The sequence below is a fragment of the Mesorhizobium sp. CA8 genome (assembly GCF_020164955.1).
In the GTDB taxonomy this organism is placed as follows: Bacteria; Pseudomonadota; Alphaproteobacteria; order Rhizobiales; family Rhizobiaceae; genus Mesorhizobium.
This window is the reverse complement of record NZ_JAIUHG010000008.1, coordinates 159,125-180,634: the sequence shown is the minus strand read 5'-3', so window position 1 is coordinate 180,634 and position 21,510 is coordinate 159,125. Positions and strand designations below refer to the sequence as shown.

Sequence of the window (21,510 nt, the reverse complement as noted above, 5' to 3'; positions counted from 1 at the left end):
TGTTGATTTCCGCCGTGGGAAGATTGGCAGCTTCGTTAACCGCCGATGCCGTTGGCGCAATCCAATCCAGTTCATCCCATGCCCTGCGCATGCTAACAGGATCGCTTTCAACCTAAACACCCGGGATGGACAGCGACATGGCAGGCGAAAAAGTGGCTTTGGTGACGGCGGGCGGCAGCGGCATGGGGGCTGCGGCGGCCAAGCGCCTGGCGGCGGACGGGTTCAAGGTCGGCGTGCTTTCCTCCTCCGGCAAGGGCGAGGCGCTGGGCAAGGAACTCGGCGGCTTCGGCGTCACCGGCTCCAACCAATCGAACGAAGACCTGAAGCGCCTTACCGACGGCGCGCTGGAGCGTTGGGGCCGCATCGACGTGCTGGTCAACAGCGCCGGCCACGGGCCGCGCGCGCAGATCATCGAGATCAGCGATGAGGACTGGCACAAGGGCATCGACACTTATTTCCTCAACGCCGTGCGCCCGACTCGGTTGGTGACACCGGTGATGCAGAAGCAGAAGGGTGGCGTCATCATCAACATCTCGACCGCCTGGGCGTTCGAGCCGAGCGCGATGTTCCCGACCTCGGCCGTGGCGCGCGCCGGGCTTGCCGCCTACACCAAGATCTTCGCCGACACCTACGCCGCCGACAACATCCGCATGAACAATGTGCTGCCCGGCTGGATCGACAGCCTGCCGACGACGAACGAGCGTCGCGACAGCGTGCCGATGAAGCGCTACGGCACGTCGGAAGAGATCGCCGCGACGATCTCGTTCCTGGCTTCGGACGGGGCCGCCTACATCACCGGGCAGAACATCCGCGTCGACGGCGGCATCACAAGAGCGGTGTGAAGAGAGCTGTGCGAGGCAAGAGGACGCCGCCTCGGGTCATCCCGCCCTACGGGAATTGAGCACCCACAGAAAGGCTATCGAGGCGACCAGGACGATCGAATTGCCGACCACGATGTTCCAGAAGCGCGTCGGATCGTCCGCAAGAGCGACCCAATGCAACTTGCCCCGGACTTCGCCTGTCTGGATGCCGCAGGCAATGTTGTAGATCGCCAGCGCAGCGAGCGCCGCCATCAGGACAACGAGGTCGTTGTTCTTGTTGCGATCCATGGGAAGCGGCTTTTAACAGCGCTTGGTGAAATTTTGCTTACCTAGGGTAAGGCGGCGGCCGGAAGGCCGGCCACCGCCTGCTCTTACCTTGACGCAATTCCAGACGGAAGGTTACGGCGAGGCGCCGACTCCTAACGGCTACACGCTTTTCCTGGAATTGCTCTGACTTACTGGTTGATCTCGGGCTCGACGAGCTTGGCCAAGTTGCGCAGCGATTCCTGCCAGCCGAGATAGCAGGCCTCGGCAGGGATAGCGTCCGGGATGCCGGCCTGGGTGATATTGATCTCGGTGCCGACCGACACTTTCTTCAGGATCACGGTCACTTCGATCTGGCCCGGCAGGTTGGGATCGTCGAAGCGGTCGGTGTAGCGCAGGCGCTCGCTCGGAACCAACTCGACGAATTCGCCGCCGAAGGCGTGGCTGTCGCCGGTGGTGAAGTTGCGGAAGGACATCTTGTAGGTGCCGCCGACCTTGCCCTCGAACTGGTGCACCGTGCAGGTGAAGCCGTTCGGCGGCAGCCACTTCGCCAGCGCATCGGCTTCGACGAACGCGCGGTAGACCTTCTCCGGCTTGGTCGCCAGGACGCGGTGCAGTTGGATGGTGCTCGGCATATCTCGATATCCTTCCTTTGTTGATCGATGCCCCAAGGACGGGCAGCCCCCAGCCTATGCGACAGAGGCTGTCAAATTTTTTGCGCGGCGGCTATGGGCGAGGCGTGAGCGGAAGAAAACCTTGCAAAATTAAGTAAAATTGAGAATGGCTCGCGCAATAATTGTATTAGTCTCTACTTATTCTATCTGCATAAAATATCGACAAAAATACCGGCAATTTTCTCTGTACTAAATGCTGGTTTTCGGGAACGATAGCCCGTGCTGCAAGTTGGTTCGGATCAGGCACTTGAACTTGCAACAAGCCATCCGGGCGGGGCAGCGCGGAAGGAGTGTCCGATGAGCTTCGTCGTCAACGCGGTAGGCGTTCCTCTTTATTATAGCGGCGCTTCCAACCATTGGTTTTCGGCAACGTCCGGACCGACATTCAACGGCAGCAGCGGCAACGACTCAATCTGGGCCTCCAGCGGCGTCAATGTCACCATGTATGGCGGCGCCGGCGATGACATCTATTACCTCTATTCGGCGGGCAACAAAGTGGTCGAGAACCCTGGGCAGGGAATCGACACGATCAACACATGGATGAGTTACACGCTGCCGGACAATGTCGAAAACCTCGTCGTCACCAACGCCCATAACTATGCCTTCGGCAATGCGCTGGACAACATCATCACCGCCACGGCGGGCGGCCAGACGATCGACGGCGGGGCGGGCAACGATGTGCTGATCGATGGCGGCGGCGGCGCGGATGTTTTCATCATCGCGAAGGGCAATGGCAGCGACTCGATCGTCAATTTCGCCTCGAACGATGCTGTGCGGCTCGACGGTTACGGATTCACTTCGTTCGCCGCCGTCCACAACGCCATGATCCAGGCGGGGCCTAATGTGGTGCTGAACCTCGGATCGGGCGAAATCCTCGAATTCAAGAACACCACGATCGACAAATTCCAGCCCAACCAGTTCCAGCTGCCGATCGACAAGTCCGGCATGTCGCTGTCCTTCAGCGACGAGTTCAACACGCTGAACCTTCACAACAGCCAGGGTGGCACCTGGGATACCAACTTCTGGTGGGGCGCGCCGAACGGCAGCACGCTAGCCCGCAATGGTGAGCTGCAGTGGTATATCGATGCCAATTACGGCCCGACCAGCTCGGTGCATCCGTTCAGCCTGCAGAATGGGGTCCTCACCATTACCGCGGCGCAGGCGCCGGCCGACATCAAGCCGTTGATCAACAATTACCAATACACCTCCGGAATCCTGACCACGCATGATTCCTTCTCGCAGACCTATGGCTATTTCGAAATGAAGGCCGACCTGCCGGAACACGCAGGCGCCTGGCCGGCCTTCTGGCTGCTGCCGGAAGACGGCTCCTGGCCGCCGGAGCTCGACGTGATGGAGATGTACGGACAGAAACCGAATTCGCTGCTGATGACCGCGCACACCAACCAGACGGGCCAGCACACGACGGTCGGATCCACCGTGAACGTCATGGACACCGCCGGCTTCCATACCTATGGCCTCCTTTGGACCCCGGACAAGCTGGTGTGGACCTATGACGGCGTGCAGGTCGCCGAAGCGGCGACGCCGTCCGACATGAACAAGCCGATGTACATGCTGGTGGACCTCGCGATCGGCGGACAGGCCGGTGCGCCGCCGGACCATCTCGCCACGCCGGCCGAAATGAAGATCGACTATATCCGGGCCTATACGCTGAACGACCTGCCAAGCCAGGCGCTGGCGCTGTCCAGCCACACCACAAGCAGCACGCAGCACCATCTCGACACGACAAACGAGCATGCCTGAATCGGGCGTTTAGGCGACGGCCCGTGATCGGGCTTCGAGAGGGAGGGCGGGAATGACTGGACAATCGGGACTGCGGTCCGTCCTGCGTCGCGCCATCGCCGATGTCGGGTTGTTCTCGCTGCTCATCAATCTTCTGCTGCTGGTGACCCCGCTCTACCTGCTCCAGGTCTATGACCGGGTGCTGCCCTCCTCCAGCCTCGAGACGCTGGTCTATCTGTCGGTCATCGCGGTCGCGGCGCTCGGCTTCCTCGGCTTTCTCGACGCCGTCCGCGCCGTCTACACGCAGCGGGTCGCGGCGACGGTCAATGACAGGCTGAGCGCAAGAACGTTCGCCGCTTCGCTCGGTTCCAGGAACGCGCCGTCGCCGCTCACCGACCTTGCCTCGGTCTGCGCCTTCATTCGCTCGCGCGGTGTTTCGGTGCTGTTCGACCTGCCCTTCGCGCCAGTCTTCCTCGGCCTGCTCTACCTGATCCACCCGCTGTTGTTCTGGGTCACGCTCGGCGGCGCGGCGCTGCTCGTCATACTGGTCTTCGCCAACCAGCTCGCGATCGGCAGGAACGATGCGCTGTCGGCGGAGCGCTCGGCTTTGGCCAGCCGGGCCGAGCAGGCCTTCGCCCGTAACGCCGACACGCTGCGCGCCATGGGCATGGTGGAGAACGCCGCGCGCGCATGGGGCCGGCATGTATCGGAGGCGCTTGTCCTGCATGACCGTTCGGCCGGCGCCAACGCCGTCTTCAGCGGCGTTTCTCGGGCGCTGCGCATGATGTTGCAGCTGGCGATCCTCGGCAGCGGCGCCTGGCTAGTGCTCAAGGGCCAGATGACGGCCGGCATGATCTTCGCTTCATCGCTGGTGTCGTCGCGCGCGCTGCAGCCGCTCGACCAGCTGATCGGTTCCTGGCGGCAGCTCGGTGAGGCGAGGCGCGCCTGGATGCGGCTGGGAACCGCACTTGCGGCGCAACCGGGAGAAGCACACAAGTTCATCTTGCCCGACCCGACGGGCGCTGTTTCAGCGCAGGATCTTTTCTACATCGCGCCGAACGCCACGTTCGGGGCCGAGCCGATCCTGAAGCGGTTGAGTTTCGCGATAGCCGCCGGCGAAGCGGTGGCGATCGTCGGCCCGAGCGGCGCCGGAAAATCGACGCTGGCGCGGCTGCTTGTCGGCGCCGCGCAACCGAGCGGCGGCTCGGTCAGGATCGACGGCGCCGAGCTCAGGACCTGGAACGAAAACCAGCTCGGCCGGCATATCGGCTATCTGGCGCAGGAGGTCGAGCTTCTCCCCGGCTCGATTGCCGACAACATCGCCCGCTTCGACGCGCAGGCCGACGACGCCGCGATCGTCGAAGCGGCAAAGCGCGCCGAAGCGCATGAGTTGATCCTTTCGCTGCGCGACGGCTATCAGACGATGATCGCCGGCACGCTGTCGGGCGGCGAGCGGCAGCGGATCGGGCTGGCGCGCGCCTTCTACGGCAATCCGCGCATCCTGGTGCTGGATGAGCCGAGCACACATCTCGACGGCGCCGGAGAGACGGCACTGGAAGCAGTGCTCGCGGCGACTCGCGCTGCTGGCGTCACTACGATCGTGATCACGCATCGTCCTTCAATCGCCTCGGCTTGCGACCGCGTGATGGTCTTGCGCGGCGGCGTGATCGAGGCGTTCGGGCCGAGCTCGGAGGTGCTGCGGCAGCCGGGTAAAGCCGCGCAGCGGAGCACGGTGGTGACCGGATCGTTCGCGCCGACCATCCGTGCCGCGCCGACCATCCGCCATGGGTCCTGAATGATGACGCAGACACTCACCTTCGAAGGCCCCCCGCGTACCGACTTCCGGCGCACCGCCTTCGCCGGCTACGCGGCGATCGCGCTAATGGTCGGCGGCTTCGGCTATTGGGCGGCGAGTGCGCCTCTGGCAGGTGCTGTGATCACGCAAGGCACGATCGCGGCGACAGGCGGCAACATCCTGATCCAGCATCGCGAGGGCGGCATCATCAGGCAATTGCTGGTGCATGAAGGCGACCGCGTGCGGGAAGGCCAGAACCTCATCCTGCTCGACCGGACCGCCGCGGAGGCCGATCTCAACCGGCTGACAAGACAATGGATCGCGCTCAAGGCCAGCGCGGCGCGACTGGAGGCCGAGCGCGACGGCCTCGCCACGCTGGCGCCGATCGCCGAGCCCGCGCCGGCGCCGTTCCAGCGGGAATTCGAAAATCTCATCCGCGAACAGCAAAAGGAGTTCGATGCCAGGCTTGCACGGTTCCGCTCGGAGCAGTCGATCCTGGCGCAGCGCGTCGCCATGCATCGCGAGTCGGTCAAAGGGCTGAACGCGCAGAAGACGGCAATCGAACAGCAGGCCGAGGTGGTGAAGAAGGAGCTAGGCATCAAGACCGACCTCCTCGACAAGGGCCTCACCAATCGCACCGAATATTCGCAGCTCTTGCGCTCCGAGGCCGACCTCGTCGGCCAGGCCGGGGCGCTGGAGGCGGACCTCGCCTCGGCCAACACGCAGATCGTGGAAGCGGAGGCGCAGACCGAACGCGCAACCACGCAGCGCGTCGAGGAAGCGTTGACGAAGCTCGATGACGTGCGAACCAACCTCGCCGACATCGAGGAGCGGATGCGTGCCGCGCAAGCGGTGCTCGCGCGCACGACCATCACCGCGCCGGCGGCGGGCATCGTCATCTCCTCGACCTACAATTCGCAAGGCAGCGTGGTGGCGCCCGGCGAAAAGATCATGGAGATCCTGCCCACGACCTCGGGCCTGGTGGTCGACGCCAGGCTGCGGCCGAAGGACATCGACCAGGTGCATGTCGGCCAGCCGGCAAAGCTCAGGCTGTCCGCGCTCAACACGCGGCTCACGCCGGAAGTCCCGGCCACAGTGAGCGAGATTTCCGCCGACCGGCTGATCGACCAAGCCACGCACGAACCCTATTTCCGCGCCAGGCTGAAGATCACTGATGCCCTGCCCCCGGGCGTGAAGGCGGACCAGCTCTATCCCGGCACCCCGGTCGACACCTTCATCAGCACCGGCAACCGGACCTTCTTCGAATATCTGGTGCGCCCGATGATGGATTCTTTCGCACGGGCGTTCAGGGAAAGGTAGAGGTGCGTCTGCACATTTGCGTCTGCCTTCAGCGTGCCGCGGTAAGCTGGATTTCGACGCCGATATCGGGCAACGCGAAGCTCGCTCCGACCGTGGCGCGGGCCGGCGGTTCGGTGCCGTCGAGCCAATCAACCCAGGCCTTGTTCACGGCGTCGAAATCTCCGACATCGTTCAGCCAGATCTGCGCGAACAGCAGTGTTGATCGATCCGCGCCAACGCTTTTCAAAAGCGCATCGGCCCTGATCAATACCTGCTTAGTCTGGCCCGCCGTGTCGGCCTCTTTGTCATCGGCCGTCAGCCCCGAAAGATAGATCGTTCCGTTGTGACGACGATCCGCGGCCCCTTCCCTGGCTGAATCGAATTTGGGCCAGCGCCTGTAGACATCGCGGCGGCAATGAAACAATCTTCACTGCGGGAACATAAGCGCCTCAAAGAAGGCGCCTACCTTCGGGTGCGCATGAAGAATCGCTGGACCTTGTACGATCCACGCCTGGCCTGGATGCTCGTTGCACCGGTGCTTCTGCTGCTGATCTTCTTCCTGGTGCTGCCGATCGCGGTGATGGCGGCGTATACATTCTTCACCTTCGTCACCGCCGGCGTCGAAACCAGCGCGCTGACCACCGCCAACTGGCACGAATTCTTCACCGACAGCTATTATTCGGGCTTCCTGCTGAAGACGCTGCGGGTCGGCGCGATCACCGCGCTGCTGTGCGGCGTGCTCGGCTATTTCCCGGCCTATTTCATCTGGGCGACGCGCTTCAGGCACAAATGGCTGCTCTTGCTCCTGCTCATCGTGCCGTTCTGGATCAGCTTCACCATCCGCACCTTTTCCTGGATCAACATCCTGGGTGAACAGGGCGTCATCAACGTCGCGCTGCTCAAAATGGGCATCATCAACGAGCCGCTGCCGATGCTCTACAACGAGGGCGCGGTTATCCTCGGGCTGCTGCACTTCCTGCTGCCCTACATGATCCTCAACGTCTATGTGAGCCTGGAGGGCATCGACCGCACGCTTATCTCGGCGGCCCGCTCGATGGGCTGCACCAGCGCGCAGGCGTTCCGCGAGGTGACGTTGCCCCTCTCCCTGCCGGGTCTCGCGGCGGGGCTGCTGCTCTGCTTTGTGCTGGCGGCCGGCAGCTATGTGACGCCGCAGCTGCTCGGTTCGGGCCGCGACGCGCTATTCGGCAATTTGATCTACGACACCATCATGAGCGAATTGAACTGGCCGATGGGCGCAACGCTGTCAATCGTGCTGTTCCTCGTGCTCGGCTTCTTCGCCGCCATCTACACCCGCTACATGGGCATGTCGCAGATCGTGAAGGGGTTGGGCGGATGAAGGCTGCGCGACCGAACAAGGAAGGCAAATGGGCGTGGCGACTGACCGGCTTCGTCACGCTCTGCGTCTACATCTTCATGTTCGCGCCGATCGTGGCGACCGTCATCCTGTCGTTCAACGCCTCGATGTTCGGCGGCTTCCCGATGACCGGCTTTTCGCTGCAATGGTACGCCAAGCTGATGAACAATGACGCGGTGCTGACGGCCTTCCGCACCTCGCTGTGGATCGCGCTGGTGACTGCGGCCGTCACCACGGCCATCGGCGTCGTCACGGCCTTCGCGCTGGCGCGCTTCGCCTTCCGCGGCAAGCAGGCGCTGAGCACGCTGGTGATCCTGCCGGCGCTGGTGCCGGAAACCATTCTCGGCGTCGGTCTTCTGGTGCTGATCAAGGCAATCGACCAGCCGCGCACCATGCTGCTCCTGGTGCTTGGGCATATCCTGCTTGCGGTGCCCTATGTGGTGCTGATCGCGCAGGCGCGCATGGTCGGCATAAGGCGCGTCTATGAGGAGGCGGCGCTTTCGCTGGGCGCCTCGCGCTTTTCGTCCTTCCGCGAGATCACGCTGCCACTGCTCATCCCGGCGGTCGTCGGCGGCGCGCTGCTCGCCTTCACCATCTCGTTCGACAACACGTCGGCCAGCCTGTTCTGGCGGCCGGCAGGCGTCGAGACCATGCCCACCCAAATCCTTTCGATGCTGAAAATCTCGATCAGCCCGGAGATCAACGCGCTCGGCACCGTGATGATTGTGGTGACCGTCGGCATCCCGCTGATCGGCGGGGTGCTAATGCAAAGCCTGACAAAACTGAGAAGACGCGGCGAACCCAAGGAGGAAGCACGATGAAACTGACCACCACCAAGCGGCTGGAGCGGCTGCACGACCGCTATGTCAACGGCGATCTCAGCCGACGGACGTTCCTGAGCCTGACCGCGGCTGCCGCGGCCTCGGCCGGCCTCTCCATGCCGTGGATGAGCCGGGCGCTTGCCGCGGTCGAGCAGGTGCGCTTCGACGGCTGGGGCGGAACGGTGCAGGACGCGATCGACAAATATGCCTTCCAGCCCTACACGGCCAAGACCAAGATCAAGGTGGTGCAGGGCACGTTCGGCGACGAGAACGAGATCATCACCAAGATCAAGACGGCCAAGCCCGGCGACTTCCAGATCGTCCATTCGTCCGGCGTCAACTACTACATCAAATATATCAATGCCGGCATGAACTCGGAGATCAACGAGGCCAACATTCCCAACATGGCGAATGTGCTGCAGCCGATGATCGAGCCGTTCCGCAAGCTGACGCCGAAGCTGTCGGCCGTGCCTTACGACTATGGCACCACCGGCATCGCCTACAACACCAAGGTGATCTCGCCGGAAGAAGCCAAGGAAAAGGGCGCGGCACTTCTGCTCGACAAGAAATATGCCGGCAAGGTCGGCGGCTATGCCGACATGACGACGCGCGTCTGGTACGCGGCCCTGGCCACCGGACAAGACCCCAACAACCTAAAGGACATGGACGCGATCTGGGCCAAGGTCCGCGAGACGCGCGACCTCGCCAAGAAGTTCTGGAGCTCCGGCGCGGAGCTGATGGACCTGCTCTCCAAGGGCGAGATCGTAGTGACCGACGCCTGGTCGGGCCGCGTCGCGGCGCTGCAGGACCAGGGCCATCCGATCGGCTATCTCGATCCGGCCGGCTCCTACGCCTGGATGGAGGATATGCTGATCCTGAAAGGCTCGCCGATGGCCGAGTGCGAGGAGCTGATCAACTTCATGCTCGACCCGGCGACCTCGATCGCGGTGGCCGAGGGCCAGAGCTATCCGCCGTCGCTCGACCCGAACAAGGTCAAGCTCACCGAGAAGATCGAGAAGCTGCCGGCCTTCGACAAGACGGGCACCATGAAGTCGCTGACCTTTGCCGATCCGGTCTATTGGGCGACCAACGAGGACGCCTGGACCAAGCAGTGGAACAGGATATCGAAAGGTGCCTGACAGCCAGGGCGCGACACTCAATCCCCGGCCGGCCTCGGCCGGGGCGGAAGGCGTGAGCGCGGCCGCCGGGGCGAACAGCCCTGCGGTCGAGTTCCGCAACATCAACATCGCCTACGGCAAGTTCGTCGCGGTGAGCGATTTTTCGCTGTCGATCGACAAGGGCAGCTTCGTCACGCTGCTCGGCCCTTCGGGCTGCGGCAAGACGACGATCCTGCGCTCCATCGCCGGGCTGGTCGACATTTCGGCGGGCCAGATCATGATCGGCGGCCGGCGGGTCGACGACGTGCCGATCTACAAGCGCAACATCGGGCTGGTGTTCCAGAGCTATGCGCTCTTTCCCCACAAGAGCGTGTTCGACAATGTCGCCTTCGGCCTGAAATATCGCAACGTCGCCAAGCCCGAGATCAAGCGCAAGGTCGGCCAGGCGCTGGACATGGTGCGGCTGCCGGGCAGCGAGAAGAAACTGCCCTCGCAATTGTCGGGCGGCCAGCAGCAGCGCATCGCGCTGGCGCGCGCCATCGTCTTCGAGCCGCAGGTGCTTCTGCTCGACGAGCCGCTCTCGGCCCTCGACGCCAATATGCGCGAGGAAATGCGCGTCGAGATCAAGAAGATCCAGAAGGAAACAGGCATCACCGCCATCTTCGTCACGCACGACCAGGAAGAGGCGCTGTCGATGTCGGACCGCATCGTGGTGATGAATGCCGGCTCGGCCGAGCAGATCGGCACGCCGGAAGAGGTCTATGAGCGTCCGGCCACCGCCTTCGTCGCCGACTTCCTCGGCAAGGCCAATATGCTTTCGGGCACGGTGAGCCGGTCCGACGGGCCGACCATTGTCACGCTCGCCGGCGGCCAGACGGTCAATGTGCTTTCACCCAAGGCGTTGCCGCAGGGAAGCTCCGTCACCGTCGTGGTGCGGCCGCAGAAACTGTCGGTCGGCGGAGCGAGCGCCAACCGGTTGCCCGGCCGGATCGTGTCGGCCTCCTATCTCGGCGGCAGCGCCATCTACGAGGTCGACATAGGCGGCAAGGCGAACATCCGCGCCAACGCCCCGATCGACGGCCGGGTGCTGCGCGAAGGCGAATCGATCGAGCTCGGCTTCGATCCCGACGACTGCGTTTTGCTGAATGAGGCCGGGCTGCGGATTTCCTGAAGGCGGCGGTCACCTTCCCGCAGGCATGGGGCGGTTGCCACGCATGCAGCACAGCGGCGGCCTTCCGTCAGCGGTTCGTCGTTTCACCGAAACAGCGAGCGGTCCATGTCCTTGCTTTGACGCAATTCCGGACGGAGAACCACCTTGGCGGTCGGCAGGACGGCTATTACAGCTCATTTCTTGGAGAGAAACGCCTTGCAGGCAGGAGTGAGCTCACTGATGTGCTGTTTAAGGCAGCTCAATCCCTTTGCGTTGTCGACCATCTTGCACAATCGCTGAGCATCCGCCCTGCATGGTGTTTTGTAGGCATCTTTCGCTAAGGCGGCGTCTGCGAGGAAAAGCGATATGGAAGCCAGAAGCACCAGTTCAAACGTTTTCTGTTTGCGCATGACTTAATTCCCCTCTGAAAATGAGCATAGTAACGCAGCCTTATATACGCGAATCCTGATATAAGAGGAAGGCAAGGACTTCGTTACGACGCGCTCCGTGCCGCATTGGCAAGAGCGATATTTCAAACTGAGAAACTGCCAGATTCCACGGTAATTTCGACGCCCGCTCCCACGCTGGTTCCCCCGGTCGTCAGCGACACTCCCCATCGACGACGCGAAGGATCGCCCCGCAAACGATGGAGACGAACGATGACGACCATGGAACACACCGCTTATGAAACCGGCCGCGCGGGCCTCAGCCTTACCGGCTTTGCCGGCCGCTCACTTAGGCTTTTCTACCGTGCAATGAGGATGCGCAGCGACCGCGCCGCCATGCAGGCCATGCCCGATTATCTGCTCAAGGACTTGGGTATCGCCCGTTCTGAAATCGATCATTACACCTCGATGCGCTACGCCTCCGACGCCGACGGGATGGATATCCGCAACGCCCACTGACCGCCGATAGCGATCGTCGCCACGCCGCCGACAGACCCCGGGCTTCCCCACGCCCGGGGCTTTTGCGTCCGGCGCATTCGGGTCAAGACGCTTCGTTTCAAACGATACGCCCAACCCAATTTCCACGGTAGGCGTATGAAAAATTCCACGGTCGCATCCACTCTCGTTCAAACGCTCCACCGGCAAACAGAGGCCGTCACGGCAACCAAGCCGCAAACGAACCTTTGGAGATGACGATGCAACCCAACACCAAACCCGCACGGCTTCCGCTCAATGGCGTCGACACGCCGAACCTTTTGGCGACGATCAATTTCGTCGCCGGGCAACCGGAGTTGGCCAAGTTCCAGTTCCGCGCCCACAACGAGTGGATCGAGGGCACGCACAGCAAGACCGTCATGAACGGCTTCTTCGGCGCCGGCCAGGAGCAGAAGCACGAGAAGCCGCATTATGCCGATGCCGACCATCCGGCGATCCTGTGCGGCGCCGACAATGCGCCGACCCCGGTCGAATGGCTGCTGCACGGCCTGGCGGGCTGCCTGATGGCAGGCGTCGCCAACATCGCCGCCGCGCGCGGCATCAAGCTCACCAAGGTGAAATGCTCGGTCGACGGCGACATCGACCTGCGCGGCATCCTCGGCATCTCCGACGAGGTCCGCAACGGTTTCCAGAACATCCAGGTATCGTTCGAGATCGAAGGCGACGCGCCGGCCGAAAAGCTCCAGCAGCTGGTTGAGCAGTCGCGCGCCCGTTCGGCCGTGTTCGACGTGCTGACCAAGGGTGTTCCGGTCAGCGTCGGCATCAAGACCATCCAGTAGGCCGGCCGGCGGTCCGGAACCGATCCGGACCGCCTGCCAATCGATGGAAATGACTATGAAACGCGCGGTCGTCATCATCGGCGCGGGCCAGGCCGGGCTTGCGCTCAGCCATTGCCTCGGCGAGGCCGGCATAGACCATGCCGTGCTGGAGCGCGGCCGCATCGGCGAGCGCTGGCGTGCGCAGGGCTGGCGCTCGCTGCGGCTGCTCACGCCGAACTGGCTGAACGCCCTCCCCGGCTCGCCCTACAAGGGCGGCGACCCCGACGGCTTCATGACCAAGGAGGCTTTTGTGGAAAGCCTGGAACGCTACGCCTGGCAATGGCATGCGCCCGTCGAGACCAATATCGAGGTCATCGCTGCCAGGCGGACCGGCGAGGGCTTTGCCCTGCGCACCAGCGCCGGCGACTGGTCGGCGCGCGCTGTGGTCGTCGCGACCGGACATTGCGACCGGCCGGTCATCCCATTTTCGGCTGAGACCCTTCGCGGACCGCTCAGCATCCACGCTTCGCAATATCGCTCGCCCGGCGAGCTACCGGGCGGTGGCGTGCTGGTCGTCGGCGCCTCATCCTCCGGCGTGCAGATCGCCGACGAGCTCGCCCGCGCCGGGCGGCGCGTGGTGCTTTCAGTGGGCAAGCATACGCGCCTGCCCAGAACATGGCGCGGCCAGGATATCTTCTTCTGGCTCTGCGCAACCGGCCTGATGGCGCAGCGCCTGGAAGACCTCGCCGATCCTGAGGGTGCCCGGCGTCAGCCATCGCTGCAGCTCGCCGGCCGACCCGACAGGGCCGATGTAGACCTCGCCACGCTGCAGGCACTCGGCGTGGAGCTGGCCGGGCGGGTGCGGGGCGTCGGCGACCGCGAGATCGCCTTCGCCGACGGTCTCGGCCAGCACATCGCGGCAGCCGAAGCGAAGCAGGCGCGCCTGCTCGACCAGATCGACCGCTTCGCGGGTGTGACGACACCATACCGGCCCGAGCCGGTTGTCACGCCATCGGCCCGCCCAGAACGGCTGTCGCTGGCGGACGGATCGATCCGTAGCATCGTCTGGGCCACCGGCTATGCGCGCTCGTTCGGTTGGCTGGAGCCGCTGGCGCTCGGCGCCGATGGCGAGCTGGCGCATCAGGGCGGCGTCACCAGCGTGCCCGGTCTCTACGCGCTCGGCTTCCGCTTCCTGCGCAAACGCGATTCCAACTTCATCGGCGGCGTCGGCGCGGATGCCGAGGCGATCGCCGCTGAAATCTCCCGTTATCTCGATTGCAACGGCCGCAAGGCGGCATGAGGACCACGAACATGGTAAGCAACCCGATCTCACTTATGGCCACCCCCAGGCGCGGCCATTACGATGCGATCATCGTCGGCGCCCGCTGCGCTGGCGCCGCGACGGCGATGCTGCTCGCGCGCGCCGGCCTCAAGGTGCTGGCGATCGACCGCAAGCCTTATGGATCCGACACACTGTCGACACATGCACTGATGCGGCCGGCCGTGTTGCAGCTTTGGCGCTGGGGCCTGCTCGAGCGGCTGCTCAAGGCCGGCACGCCGCTGATCGAGACGACGACTTTCCACTATGGCGACGAGGAGATCACCATCCCCCTCGCCGCTAGCTCGGACCTGCCCGGCCTCATCGCGCCGCGGCGCACCGTGCTCGACCGCATCCTGGTCGATGCGGCGCGCAAGGCCGGCGCGGAGATGCTGCACGAGGTCGCGGTCGGCGATCTCTTTGCCGACACGCGTGGGCGGGTGCGGGGTATCGAGATCCGCGCCGCCGGCCGTACTGCCGTGCGGGTCAGCGCCGATATCGTGGTCGGCGCCGATGGCATCGGCTCGCTGGTGGCAAAATGCGTCGACGCCCAGACCTTGCGGCGCGGCGCGGTGTCGGCTGCCCATGTCTATGGCTATGCGCCGGTCGAGCCCGGTGCCGGCTACCACTGGTATTTCCGCGACGGGATCGCCGGCTCGTTCATCCCGACCAATGACAGCCTCGCCTGCATCGTCGCCTCGGTGCCGACAGGCCTGTTCGACCAGCGCTTCCGCCTCGGCCACGCCCGCGCCCGCATAGATATGCTCGAGGCGCTTTCCCCGGCACTGGCAGCACAGGCGGCCCGGGCACCGAAGGATGCGCGCCTGCAGGCGTTCCGCGGCGTGCCGGGCTATATCCGCCAGCCGCATGGCCCGGGCTGGGCGCTGGTGGGCGACGCCGGCTTCTTCCGCGATCCGATCACCTCGCATGGCATTTCCGACGCGCTGCGCGACGCCGAGAGCCTCGCGCGGGCGATCCTCAATGGGTCCGAGGCAGCGTTCGCCGTCTGGCAGCAGCAGCGCGACATGATCGCCAACCAGATCCTCGACACCACGGACGCCATCGCCGGCTTCGATTGGACGCTTGACGATCTCGGCGAGCGGCATCGCCGCTTCAGCGCTATCCTGAAGGCAGAGGTGCAGGCGCTGGCCGGGCAGCCCATGCCGGCCCGCCGCGCTGCCGCATCAAAGCCCTCGACCTATCGGGCGGCGGCCAACCAGGACAAGCCGCCAGCCGAGCTTTCCCGCAACCGAACTGGAGCAAGACCATGACTGTGCACGTGATGAAGGACGGGTGGGTCGGTGTCATCAAGGGTCGGCCAAAGGTGGGCGCCTTTGCCGAACGCTCGCGGCGCACGCAGCCGCAGGATGTCGATGCCTTCGCCGCGATGACCGGCGACCGCAACCCACTGCATTACGACAAGGCGCTGGCCGAGGCTTCTGTGTTCGGCAAGCTTATCGTGCAGGGCGGCGTCACTTCCGGCATCCTGAACGCGGTGGTGGCGGAAGACCTCCCCGGCCCTGGCTCGGTGTTCCTCGAAGTGTCGTGGAAATTCGTCAGGGCCGTCGGCGTCGGCGAACTGATCACCGGCCGCGTCGAGGTCAAGGAGGTGCGCGCCGACAAGCCGATCACCAAGCTGGAGACATCGGTGCGCAACGAAGCGGGCGAGCTTTGCCTCACCGGCACCGCGACGGTGTTCACCGTGCCATTGGCCAGGGGCTGAAAACTGCGCGAGCGCCTGCTACGCGCCCGCCGTCTCGGCGATGAAGGCGCGGACGTGGTCTATGAACTCTTCGAAGGCGGGCTCGCCTTCGAGGAGGATGTGGTTCTGGCTATCGAGCTCGATGAAGCGCGCGCCGGGAATGCCGGCCGCCATGGTGCGGCCCGATTCTACCGGCGCTACGTTGTCGTCGCGCGCGTGCAGTACCAAGGTTGGCACACGCACCTTTTCCAGCAAGTCGCTGACATCGATCACCGAAAAGGCGTTCTGAAGACGCCAGGCATCGTCGGGCGAGACGGTGCGCAGCATCAAATCGTCCATCCAGGCGAAATGCTCGTGCGTGGCGCCGGGGATGAACATGGAGCAGAAGGCCTGGCGAAACATCGGGTTCGGCTTGCCCCAGCTCTCGCGCATCAGCGTCGCCACGGCCTCGCGCGTCGCGATCTCGCCGGCGTCGCCGCGCGCCCGCCAGCCTTTGACGTAGCCGCCGTAGAGGATCATGCCCGACAATTTCTCGGGGTGGCGGATGGCATAGGCGATCGAAACCGCGCAGCTCTGCGACAGGCCGAGCAAGGTGAAGCGGTCGATCCCGGTTGCCTCGACCACGCATTCGAGGTCCGATACCATGGTTTCGAACGAGATGTCGACGACGTGCCTTTGCGACAGGCCATTGCAGCGCTCGTCATAGCGCACCAGCCGGTTGTGACGTGACAATTCCCGCATCCAATGCCGCCAGATCGGGCTGTCCCAGTCGAAGGTGAGATGCGACATCCAGTGCGCGGCGCGCAAGATCGCCGGCCCGCTGCCGGTGCTGGCATGGGCGAGCCTGGTGCCGTCGAGAGCCCGGCAGAACTGCACGGCGCGGCCGGGATCCTGCGGCGACGCGGCAGGCTTCGACGGCGGCGCGAGGGGAGCGGACTGCGGCGCGCGTCCCGTGGCTTGAGCGGCGGCCGACCGGACCTTGTCCTCCAGCGCCTCGATCTCGACGGCGAGCCGCACATCTTCGGGCGCGAGGCGGCGCAGGCGCTGGGCGAACGGCAGCGCGCGTCGCGGCTCATTCCCCAGGCGCTCGACCAACTCGCGCAAAATGCCAAGCTCGACGATTTCCACCTCGCTGGCGATGGCCTGCCGCCACGCTTCATAGTCGAAGCAGCGCTCCAGTGAGAGGTCGGCAAGAAAGCCGCCGCGAATCGAGGCCAGGACGGCTTCGAGCTCCTCGGTCGGATGGGAGGAAAGATCGGCCTTCACCAGCGGCGCCAGCCGCGCATAGTCCGTCTCGACATTGAGCGCGACAGCATTGCGATCGGCGGCAAGAACGGATTCGTCGGCGCCCAGGACCTGGCGGATCTTGGACAGGCTCCAGCGCAAGGCGCCGCGCGGATCGTCGGGGATGTCCCAGAATATCTCGCACAGCCGCTCGCGCTGATGCTGCCTGCCGGTGACGGCAAGGTAGGCGAGCAGCGCCCGCGTCTTGCGGGATGGCGGCAGGAGAAGCGGCTCGCCGTCGCGCGTGACCTGAAAATCGCCAAGAACGCGCAGTTCCAGCATGTGCTGACCGCCTTTCATGCGTCCACGCGCTTGTCGATCGCCATGATCTCCCTTCGGCCTTGGCCGACGCTGCGAAGGGGCAGCCAATAGCAAAATCGGCTAATTTAGGAAAGCTTGGTCCGGACCGCCGCGACCCGAGGACCAGATCGACTCGGCGGCGCGGACAGGAGCATATGTCAATCAAGGCACGTGGTCGCTCGTTTACGCCTTTGCCGGAACCGCTCTCGGCCTGATGACGGTCGCCAGCACGACCCCAGCCACAATGAAGGCCGCGCCGAGCAGATCGTAGTCATGCAGGCTCTCGCCGAGCAGCAGATAGGCGAGCACGGCGACGAACAGCGTCTGCAGATAGAGCAGCATGCTTGCCCGGCTCGCGCCCAGCGTCTCGACGCTTTTATTGTAGAGACAATACATCAGCGCGCCGCCGGGCCCGGCCAGATAGGCAAGCGCGAGCAGGCCATTCCCGTTCAGGGCGGAGCGCTCGTCGTTGACGATTTCCCACAGATGGAACGGCAGCGCCACCAGCGCGCCGGCGCCGAGCAGAAGGACTACCAGCGGCAGGAGCTCGATGCCGAATTTGGAGCGGCGCAGCAGCACGGTGTAGAGCGCCCAGCAGAAGGCGCTGCCGACGATCCACAATTCTCCGATGTTGAAGCGCAGTTGCACCAGCGCGTCCAGCTTGCCATGGGCGACGATGACCAGCATGCCGGCGAGCGCGGCAACCGCGCCGAGTGATTTCCAGAGGCCGAGCGGTTCGCCCAGCACGAGGCGCGCGAGCACCATGGTCATGATCGGCGACATTGCCATGATGATGCCGGCCGTGGTCGCATCGGTGTCGTTCAGGCCATGGTAGATCATGCCTTGGCAGAGCGTCAGGCCGATGGCGCCGACGGCGACGATCTCCAGCGGCCGCGATTTGAGCAGCGCCAGCATGGCGCCGTGATGGCGGTGCACGATCGGCAACAGAATGGCGCAGGCGAGCAAGAGCCGCCAGAAGCACAGTCCCCAGGGCGGCATTTCCGGCGCCACCCATTTGGCCGCGATATAGACGCCGGCCGAAAGCAGCCAGCACAGCACGGCGGTGGGATAGCCAGTGAAGGACGGTATCGCTCGACTGGCCGGCGGTTCCGCCGGATGCGCTATCGGTATCGCCTGCATCGCATGTCCCCCGCTTCGTGAAGGTCAGCCCAGTCGCAGCGACAGTCTACCTCATGACGGGGGTGTTACATAGTTGGCCCGGCAAAGCCCACGCGGCAGGGACCAATGCGGCCTGCCGTTGGACCTAGGCAGCAGGTCCCAGGCCGAGCCGACGCTACCGTGGAGCTGCGATGCAAAGCGTTCGGCTTCGATGTCTTCGAGGCCGTCGATCCGGCGCATCGGTCAGTGACCGAGGACGTTGCGCTCTGCCGATGGCGCCAGGCTCTGTGAACCGGGCACCGAAAACGGCGCGCCCTGAAGAACCCAGTCGGCCGCGATCTGGCCGATGACCGGGGCGAGCTGGATGCCGTAGCCACCTGCGCCGGCGGCGGTGATCAGCGTCGGCTCGGAGGCATCGATCGGTCCGACGAAGGGGCGATGGTCGGCGGTGACGGGATAAAGGCCCGCCCAGCCCCGGCCGAGCCGCGCGCCCGGCAGGTCGGGCAGGCGTTCCAAAAACAGCTCGGCCAGATCGACCTTCGACTGCTCCTCGCACTGGTCGTTGTAGTTATCGGGGTCTTCCGGCGCGATCGAATTTACCTTGTGGATCTCGGCGATCAGCTCGCCCGGCTTTTCATGGCGGAAGTTGAGCCCGCTGCCCTCGCCGTTCACCAGGTCCATGACCATCGGCATCGTGTAGTCGAGCGGCTCGTCGAGATGGATGACGACGGCCTCGTGGCGCTCAGGCCAGATGTGCAGGCGCTGGCCGAAGAGTTCGGCCACCCGCGGCGCCCAGGCGCCGCCGGCATTCACCACGACATCGCAATCGATCAGCCGTCGCTCGCGATCGATCGGGCCGCCATTGGTTTCGAGCGTGTAGCCGCCCGGGCGTCGTTGCACCCCGAGCAGCTTGCGGTACTGACGGATCTCGCCGCCCTTGGCGCGGACGATGCCCGCCAGGAAATTGCACATCTCGTGGGGATCGAGGAAGCCGTTGTCGGGCCCGAACAATCCGCCTTCGAGCCCGTCAGGATTGAGGTGAGGAACGAGGTCCCTGAGTTCGTCGGCATGGATCAGACGCGATCTCAGCCCCGCCTCGCCCTGGATCTCGACCGATTTGGCGAAGAGCTCCATCTGGGCGGGCGTGCGGGCCAGCCGCAGATAGCCGATATGGTTGAACCGAAGCCCCTCGCCTTCCCATTGGCGGAACCGGCGCAGTGAATGGACGCGCAGCATGATCTCGAACGGGTCGGTCAGTTGCGATCCGACGACGCCGACGGACCGGCCGCTCGATCCCGAAGCAATCGACTGGGCTTCGAGCACGGTCACGCGCGCGCCCTGCTCGACGAGGTTGAGCGCCGTGCACATGCCCAGCGTGCCCGCGCCGATCACCACGACATGAGGAGAAGCTGTCATCTGTGGTCCGCCTGTTTTCACGACTGCGCGGCGACGTGGCCCAGGGTCTCGTCGATCGCTTGAAGAATGGCGTTGGCATCTTCCTCGGTCATCGGCGTCGACAGCGCGAACAGGCCGTAGCTGGCGGACAGGACGCCGCGGCCAATCAAACCCTTGTGGAAGGTGTCGAACTTCCTGTGCTCGGCCGGACCTGGATAGATAGAGCGGTAATCGGTGACGGGATGCGACGTGAAATGAACCTTGAACAGCGAGCCGAGGCCGACGCATTGGCCGGCAAGCCCATGCTTTTCGAATGAGGCGGTAATCCCTTCGCGCAAGGATGCGCCGAGCCGATCGAGATGGGCAAAGCTTTCTTTCGTCAGCGCCCGCATCGAAGCAAGGCCGGCGCGCATGGTCACCGGATTGGCCGTGAATGTGCCGCCATGCGGCAGCGCGGGCTTGCCTCCGGTCGGATCGAACACCGCCATGATATCGGCGCGCCCACCCACGGCGCCCACCGGGAAGCCGCCGCCGATGATCTTGCCCAGCGCCGTTAGGTCGGGCTCGATGCCCCACAAGCCTTGCGCGCCAGACCATCCCAGCCGAAACGAGATGACCTCGTCGAAGATGACGAGTGCACCTGCGGCATGGGCGATCTCGACCATGGCGTGGAGGTAATCCCGGCGCGCCGGTGTGAGGCCGGCACGGTTGGGCATCGGGTCGATCAGCACCGCTGCGATGTTGTCGCCCTCGGCGGCGAAGACGGCGCGCAGCGCCTCGGTGTCGTTGAAGGGCACGGCGATCACGTCCGCCAGCACGCCGCGCGGCGTGCCCTTAGCATAGGGCGTCGACCTGGGCAGGTCGCCCCAGTTCGCCGGCGAGGAGTCCAGGCTCACTTCAGCGAAATCGTAGGATCCGTGATAGGCGCCCTCGATCTTGACGATCTTCGGCCGCAAGGTGAAGGCGCGCGCGGCCTTGATCGCCATCATCACGCCCTCGGTGCCGGAGTTGGTGAAGCGGATCTGGTCGACGGAGGGCAGCCGCTCGACCAGCAGCTCGGCAAGCTCGATCTCGCTCAGCGTCGGAGCGCCGAAAGCGGTGCCGAAGGGCAGCTGCTCGACAACAGCCGCGGTGACATCGGGATGCGCATAGCCGTGGATCATCGCGGTGAAATTGTTGATGCAGTCGTAATAGGCATTGCCGTCGACGTCCCAGACCCTGCACCCCTCGCCGCGCGCAGCGTAGATCGGAAACGGATCGACGAAGACCGTGGTGCGCGTATTGCCGCCCGGCATCACCTTCCTGGCGCGCTCGAACAGGTTTTTCGATCCAGGCATGGCGTCGGGATAATGCGGCATGGCTCTCCGAAGGCGAATTCAACTGTTGGAACAGCGACGCGCCGCCCGTCACGAAGCTACGGTTCGTTTGCGCGCCGGCGCAATCGGCCAGACCGGTCATGCGACCCGACCAGGGGTCATTCCGGTCATCATCATTTCGCGGCCGCAGCAACCGGGCGCTTAGACTGCCCGATTGATCATCCCGCCATCGAGAAGTTCTGCTCCGAGACGATCCGTCATGACGTCTAGTCCATTTGGATGATGCGTCCTGCGCCTAAAGGCGCCTGGTATAACCAGCC

The 21,510-nt window shown here is 64.4% G+C and carries 21 protein-coding genes; 13 read left to right on the top strand and 8 right to left on the bottom strand.

All coding sequences use genetic code 11. The features are described 5' to 3' along the window. The first annotated feature begins 137 nt into the window (after nucleotides 1-137). Entirely contained in the window at nucleotides 138-842 is a 705-nt protein-coding gene (locus LB553_RS11970) for an SDR family oxidoreductase (protein ID WP_224513402.1), read from the top strand. Between the two features lie 36 nt (nucleotides 843-878). Here the strand turns inward: LB553_RS11970 and LB553_RS11965 are convergent, their stop codons facing one another. Next, nucleotides 879-1,109: a hypothetical protein gene (locus LB553_RS11965; protein ID WP_224513401.1), complete on the bottom strand. Its 231-nt coding sequence runs from the start codon at nucleotides 1,107-1,109 to the stop codon at nucleotides 879-881. Between the two features lie 167 nt (nucleotides 1,110-1,276). After that, complete coding sequence (locus LB553_RS11960) at nucleotides 1,277-1,720, bottom strand: SRPBCC family protein (RefSeq protein ID WP_224513399.1); 444 nt, start codon at nucleotides 1,718-1,720, stop codon at nucleotides 1,277-1,279. Between the two features lie 336 nt (nucleotides 1,721-2,056). On the opposite strand from LB553_RS11960, the gene LB553_RS11955 reads away from it, so the two are divergent. Genes LB553_RS11955 through LB553_RS11945 form a run of 3 tightly spaced genes read left to right on the top strand, consistent with a single transcriptional unit; the run spans nucleotide 2,057 to nucleotide 6,614 of the window. Continuing rightward, nucleotides 2,057-3,520, top strand: a complete 1,464-nt coding sequence (locus LB553_RS11955; protein ID WP_224513397.1) for a family 16 glycosylhydrolase — start codon at nucleotides 2,057-2,059, stop codon at nucleotides 3,518-3,520. Between the two features lie 52 nt (nucleotides 3,521-3,572). Next, complete coding sequence (locus LB553_RS11950; RefSeq protein ID WP_224513394.1) at nucleotides 3,573-5,294, top strand: type I secretion system permease/ATPase; 1,722 nt, start codon at nucleotides 3,573-3,575, stop codon at nucleotides 5,292-5,294. Then, nucleotides 5,295-6,614: an HlyD family type I secretion periplasmic adaptor subunit gene (locus LB553_RS11945; protein WP_224513393.1), complete on the top strand. Its 1,320-nt coding sequence runs from the start codon at nucleotides 5,295-5,297 to the stop codon at nucleotides 6,612-6,614. 28 nt (nucleotides 6,615-6,642) lie between these two features. Here LB553_RS11945 and LB553_RS11940 read toward each other — a convergent pair whose 3' ends face one another. Then, nucleotides 6,643-7,017, bottom strand: a complete 375-nt coding sequence (locus LB553_RS11940; protein ID WP_224513391.1) for a RidA family protein — start codon at nucleotides 7,015-7,017, stop codon at nucleotides 6,643-6,645. Between the two features lie 54 nt (nucleotides 7,018-7,071). Between LB553_RS11940 and LB553_RS11935 the strand changes: the two genes are divergently transcribed. Genes LB553_RS11935 through LB553_RS11920 form a run of 4 tightly spaced genes read left to right on the top strand, consistent with a single transcriptional unit; the run spans nucleotide 7,072 to nucleotide 11,078 of the window. After that, nucleotides 7,072-7,950 carry an ABC transporter permease gene (locus LB553_RS11935; protein ID WP_224513389.1) on the top strand — a complete coding sequence of 293 codons (879 nt, stop codon included), beginning with the start codon at nucleotides 7,072-7,074 and terminating at the stop codon, nucleotides 7,948-7,950. Continuing rightward, complete coding sequence (locus tag LB553_RS11930; protein WP_224513387.1) at nucleotides 7,947-8,789, top strand: ABC transporter permease; 843 nt, start codon at nucleotides 7,947-7,949, stop codon at nucleotides 8,787-8,789. Before LB553_RS11935 ends, LB553_RS11930 begins: the two co-directional genes overlap by 4 nt. Then, a complete protein-coding gene (locus LB553_RS11925; RefSeq protein WP_224513384.1) occupies nucleotides 8,786-9,928 on the top strand; it encodes an ABC transporter substrate-binding protein in 1,143 nt (380 codons plus the stop codon). The genes LB553_RS11930 and LB553_RS11925 overlap by 4 nt, the downstream gene beginning before the upstream one ends. Continuing rightward, nucleotides 9,921-11,078 (top strand): ABC transporter ATP-binding protein, encoded by a 1,158-nt coding sequence (locus LB553_RS11920; protein WP_224513383.1) that lies wholly within the window; start codon nucleotides 9,921-9,923, stop codon nucleotides 11,076-11,078. Before LB553_RS11925 ends, LB553_RS11920 begins: the two co-directional genes overlap by 8 nt. Before the next feature lie 173 nt (nucleotides 11,079-11,251). On the opposite strand, the gene LB553_RS11915 is transcribed toward LB553_RS11920, so the two are convergent. Continuing rightward, a complete protein-coding gene (locus LB553_RS11915; RefSeq protein ID WP_224513382.1) occupies nucleotides 11,252-11,467 on the bottom strand; it encodes a hypothetical protein in 216 nt (71 codons plus the stop codon). Nucleotides 11,468-11,716: 249 nt separating this feature from the next. Here LB553_RS11915 and LB553_RS11910 point away from each other — a divergent pair, with 249 nt between their 5' ends. From LB553_RS11910 to LB553_RS11890, 5 genes are all read left to right on the top strand, one after another. Further along, nucleotides 11,717-11,962 (top strand): DUF1127 domain-containing protein, encoded by a 246-nt coding sequence (locus LB553_RS11910; RefSeq protein ID WP_224513381.1) that lies wholly within the window; start codon nucleotides 11,717-11,719, stop codon nucleotides 11,960-11,962. 236 nt (nucleotides 11,963-12,198) lie between these two features. Next, nucleotides 12,199-12,777 carry an OsmC family protein gene (locus LB553_RS11905; protein WP_224513380.1) on the top strand — a complete coding sequence of 193 codons (579 nt, stop codon included), beginning with the start codon at nucleotides 12,199-12,201 and terminating at the stop codon, nucleotides 12,775-12,777. 55 nt (nucleotides 12,778-12,832) lie between these two features. Beyond that, nucleotides 12,833-14,056, top strand: coding sequence for a flavin-containing monooxygenase (locus LB553_RS11900; protein WP_224513379.1), 1,224 nt, complete (start codon nucleotides 12,833-12,835; stop codon nucleotides 14,054-14,056). After that, nucleotides 14,053-15,345: an NAD(P)/FAD-dependent oxidoreductase gene (locus LB553_RS11895; RefSeq protein ID WP_224513378.1), complete on the top strand. Its 1,293-nt coding sequence runs from the start codon at nucleotides 14,053-14,055 to the stop codon at nucleotides 15,343-15,345. Before LB553_RS11900 ends, LB553_RS11895 begins: the two co-directional genes overlap by 4 nt. Continuing rightward, nucleotides 15,342-15,797, top strand: coding sequence for a MaoC family dehydratase (locus LB553_RS11890; protein WP_224513377.1), 456 nt, complete (start codon nucleotides 15,342-15,344; stop codon nucleotides 15,795-15,797). Before LB553_RS11895 ends, LB553_RS11890 begins: the two co-directional genes overlap by 4 nt. Nucleotides 15,798-15,815: 18 nt before the next feature. Here the strand turns inward: LB553_RS11890 and LB553_RS11885 are convergent, their stop codons facing one another. From LB553_RS11885 to LB553_RS11870, 4 genes are all read right to left on the bottom strand, one after another. Continuing rightward, nucleotides 15,816-17,342, bottom strand: a complete 1,527-nt coding sequence (locus tag LB553_RS11885) for an alpha/beta fold hydrolase (RefSeq protein WP_224513376.1) — start codon at nucleotides 17,340-17,342, stop codon at nucleotides 15,816-15,818. Nucleotides 17,343-17,543: 201 nt separating this feature from the next. Then, a complete protein-coding gene (locus LB553_RS11880) occupies nucleotides 17,544-18,500 on the bottom strand; it encodes a DMT family transporter (protein WP_224513374.1) in 957 nt (318 codons plus the stop codon). A 222-nt stretch (nucleotides 18,501-18,722) separates the two neighbouring features. Further along, complete coding sequence (locus LB553_RS11875; RefSeq protein ID WP_224513373.1) at nucleotides 18,723-19,895, bottom strand: NAD(P)/FAD-dependent oxidoreductase; 1,173 nt, start codon at nucleotides 19,893-19,895, stop codon at nucleotides 18,723-18,725. 17 nt (nucleotides 19,896-19,912) lie between these two features. Next, nucleotides 19,913-21,232, bottom strand: coding sequence for an aspartate aminotransferase family protein (locus tag LB553_RS11870; RefSeq protein ID WP_224513370.1), 1,320 nt, complete (start codon nucleotides 21,230-21,232; stop codon nucleotides 19,913-19,915). Nucleotides 21,233-21,510: the final 278 nt, after the last annotated feature.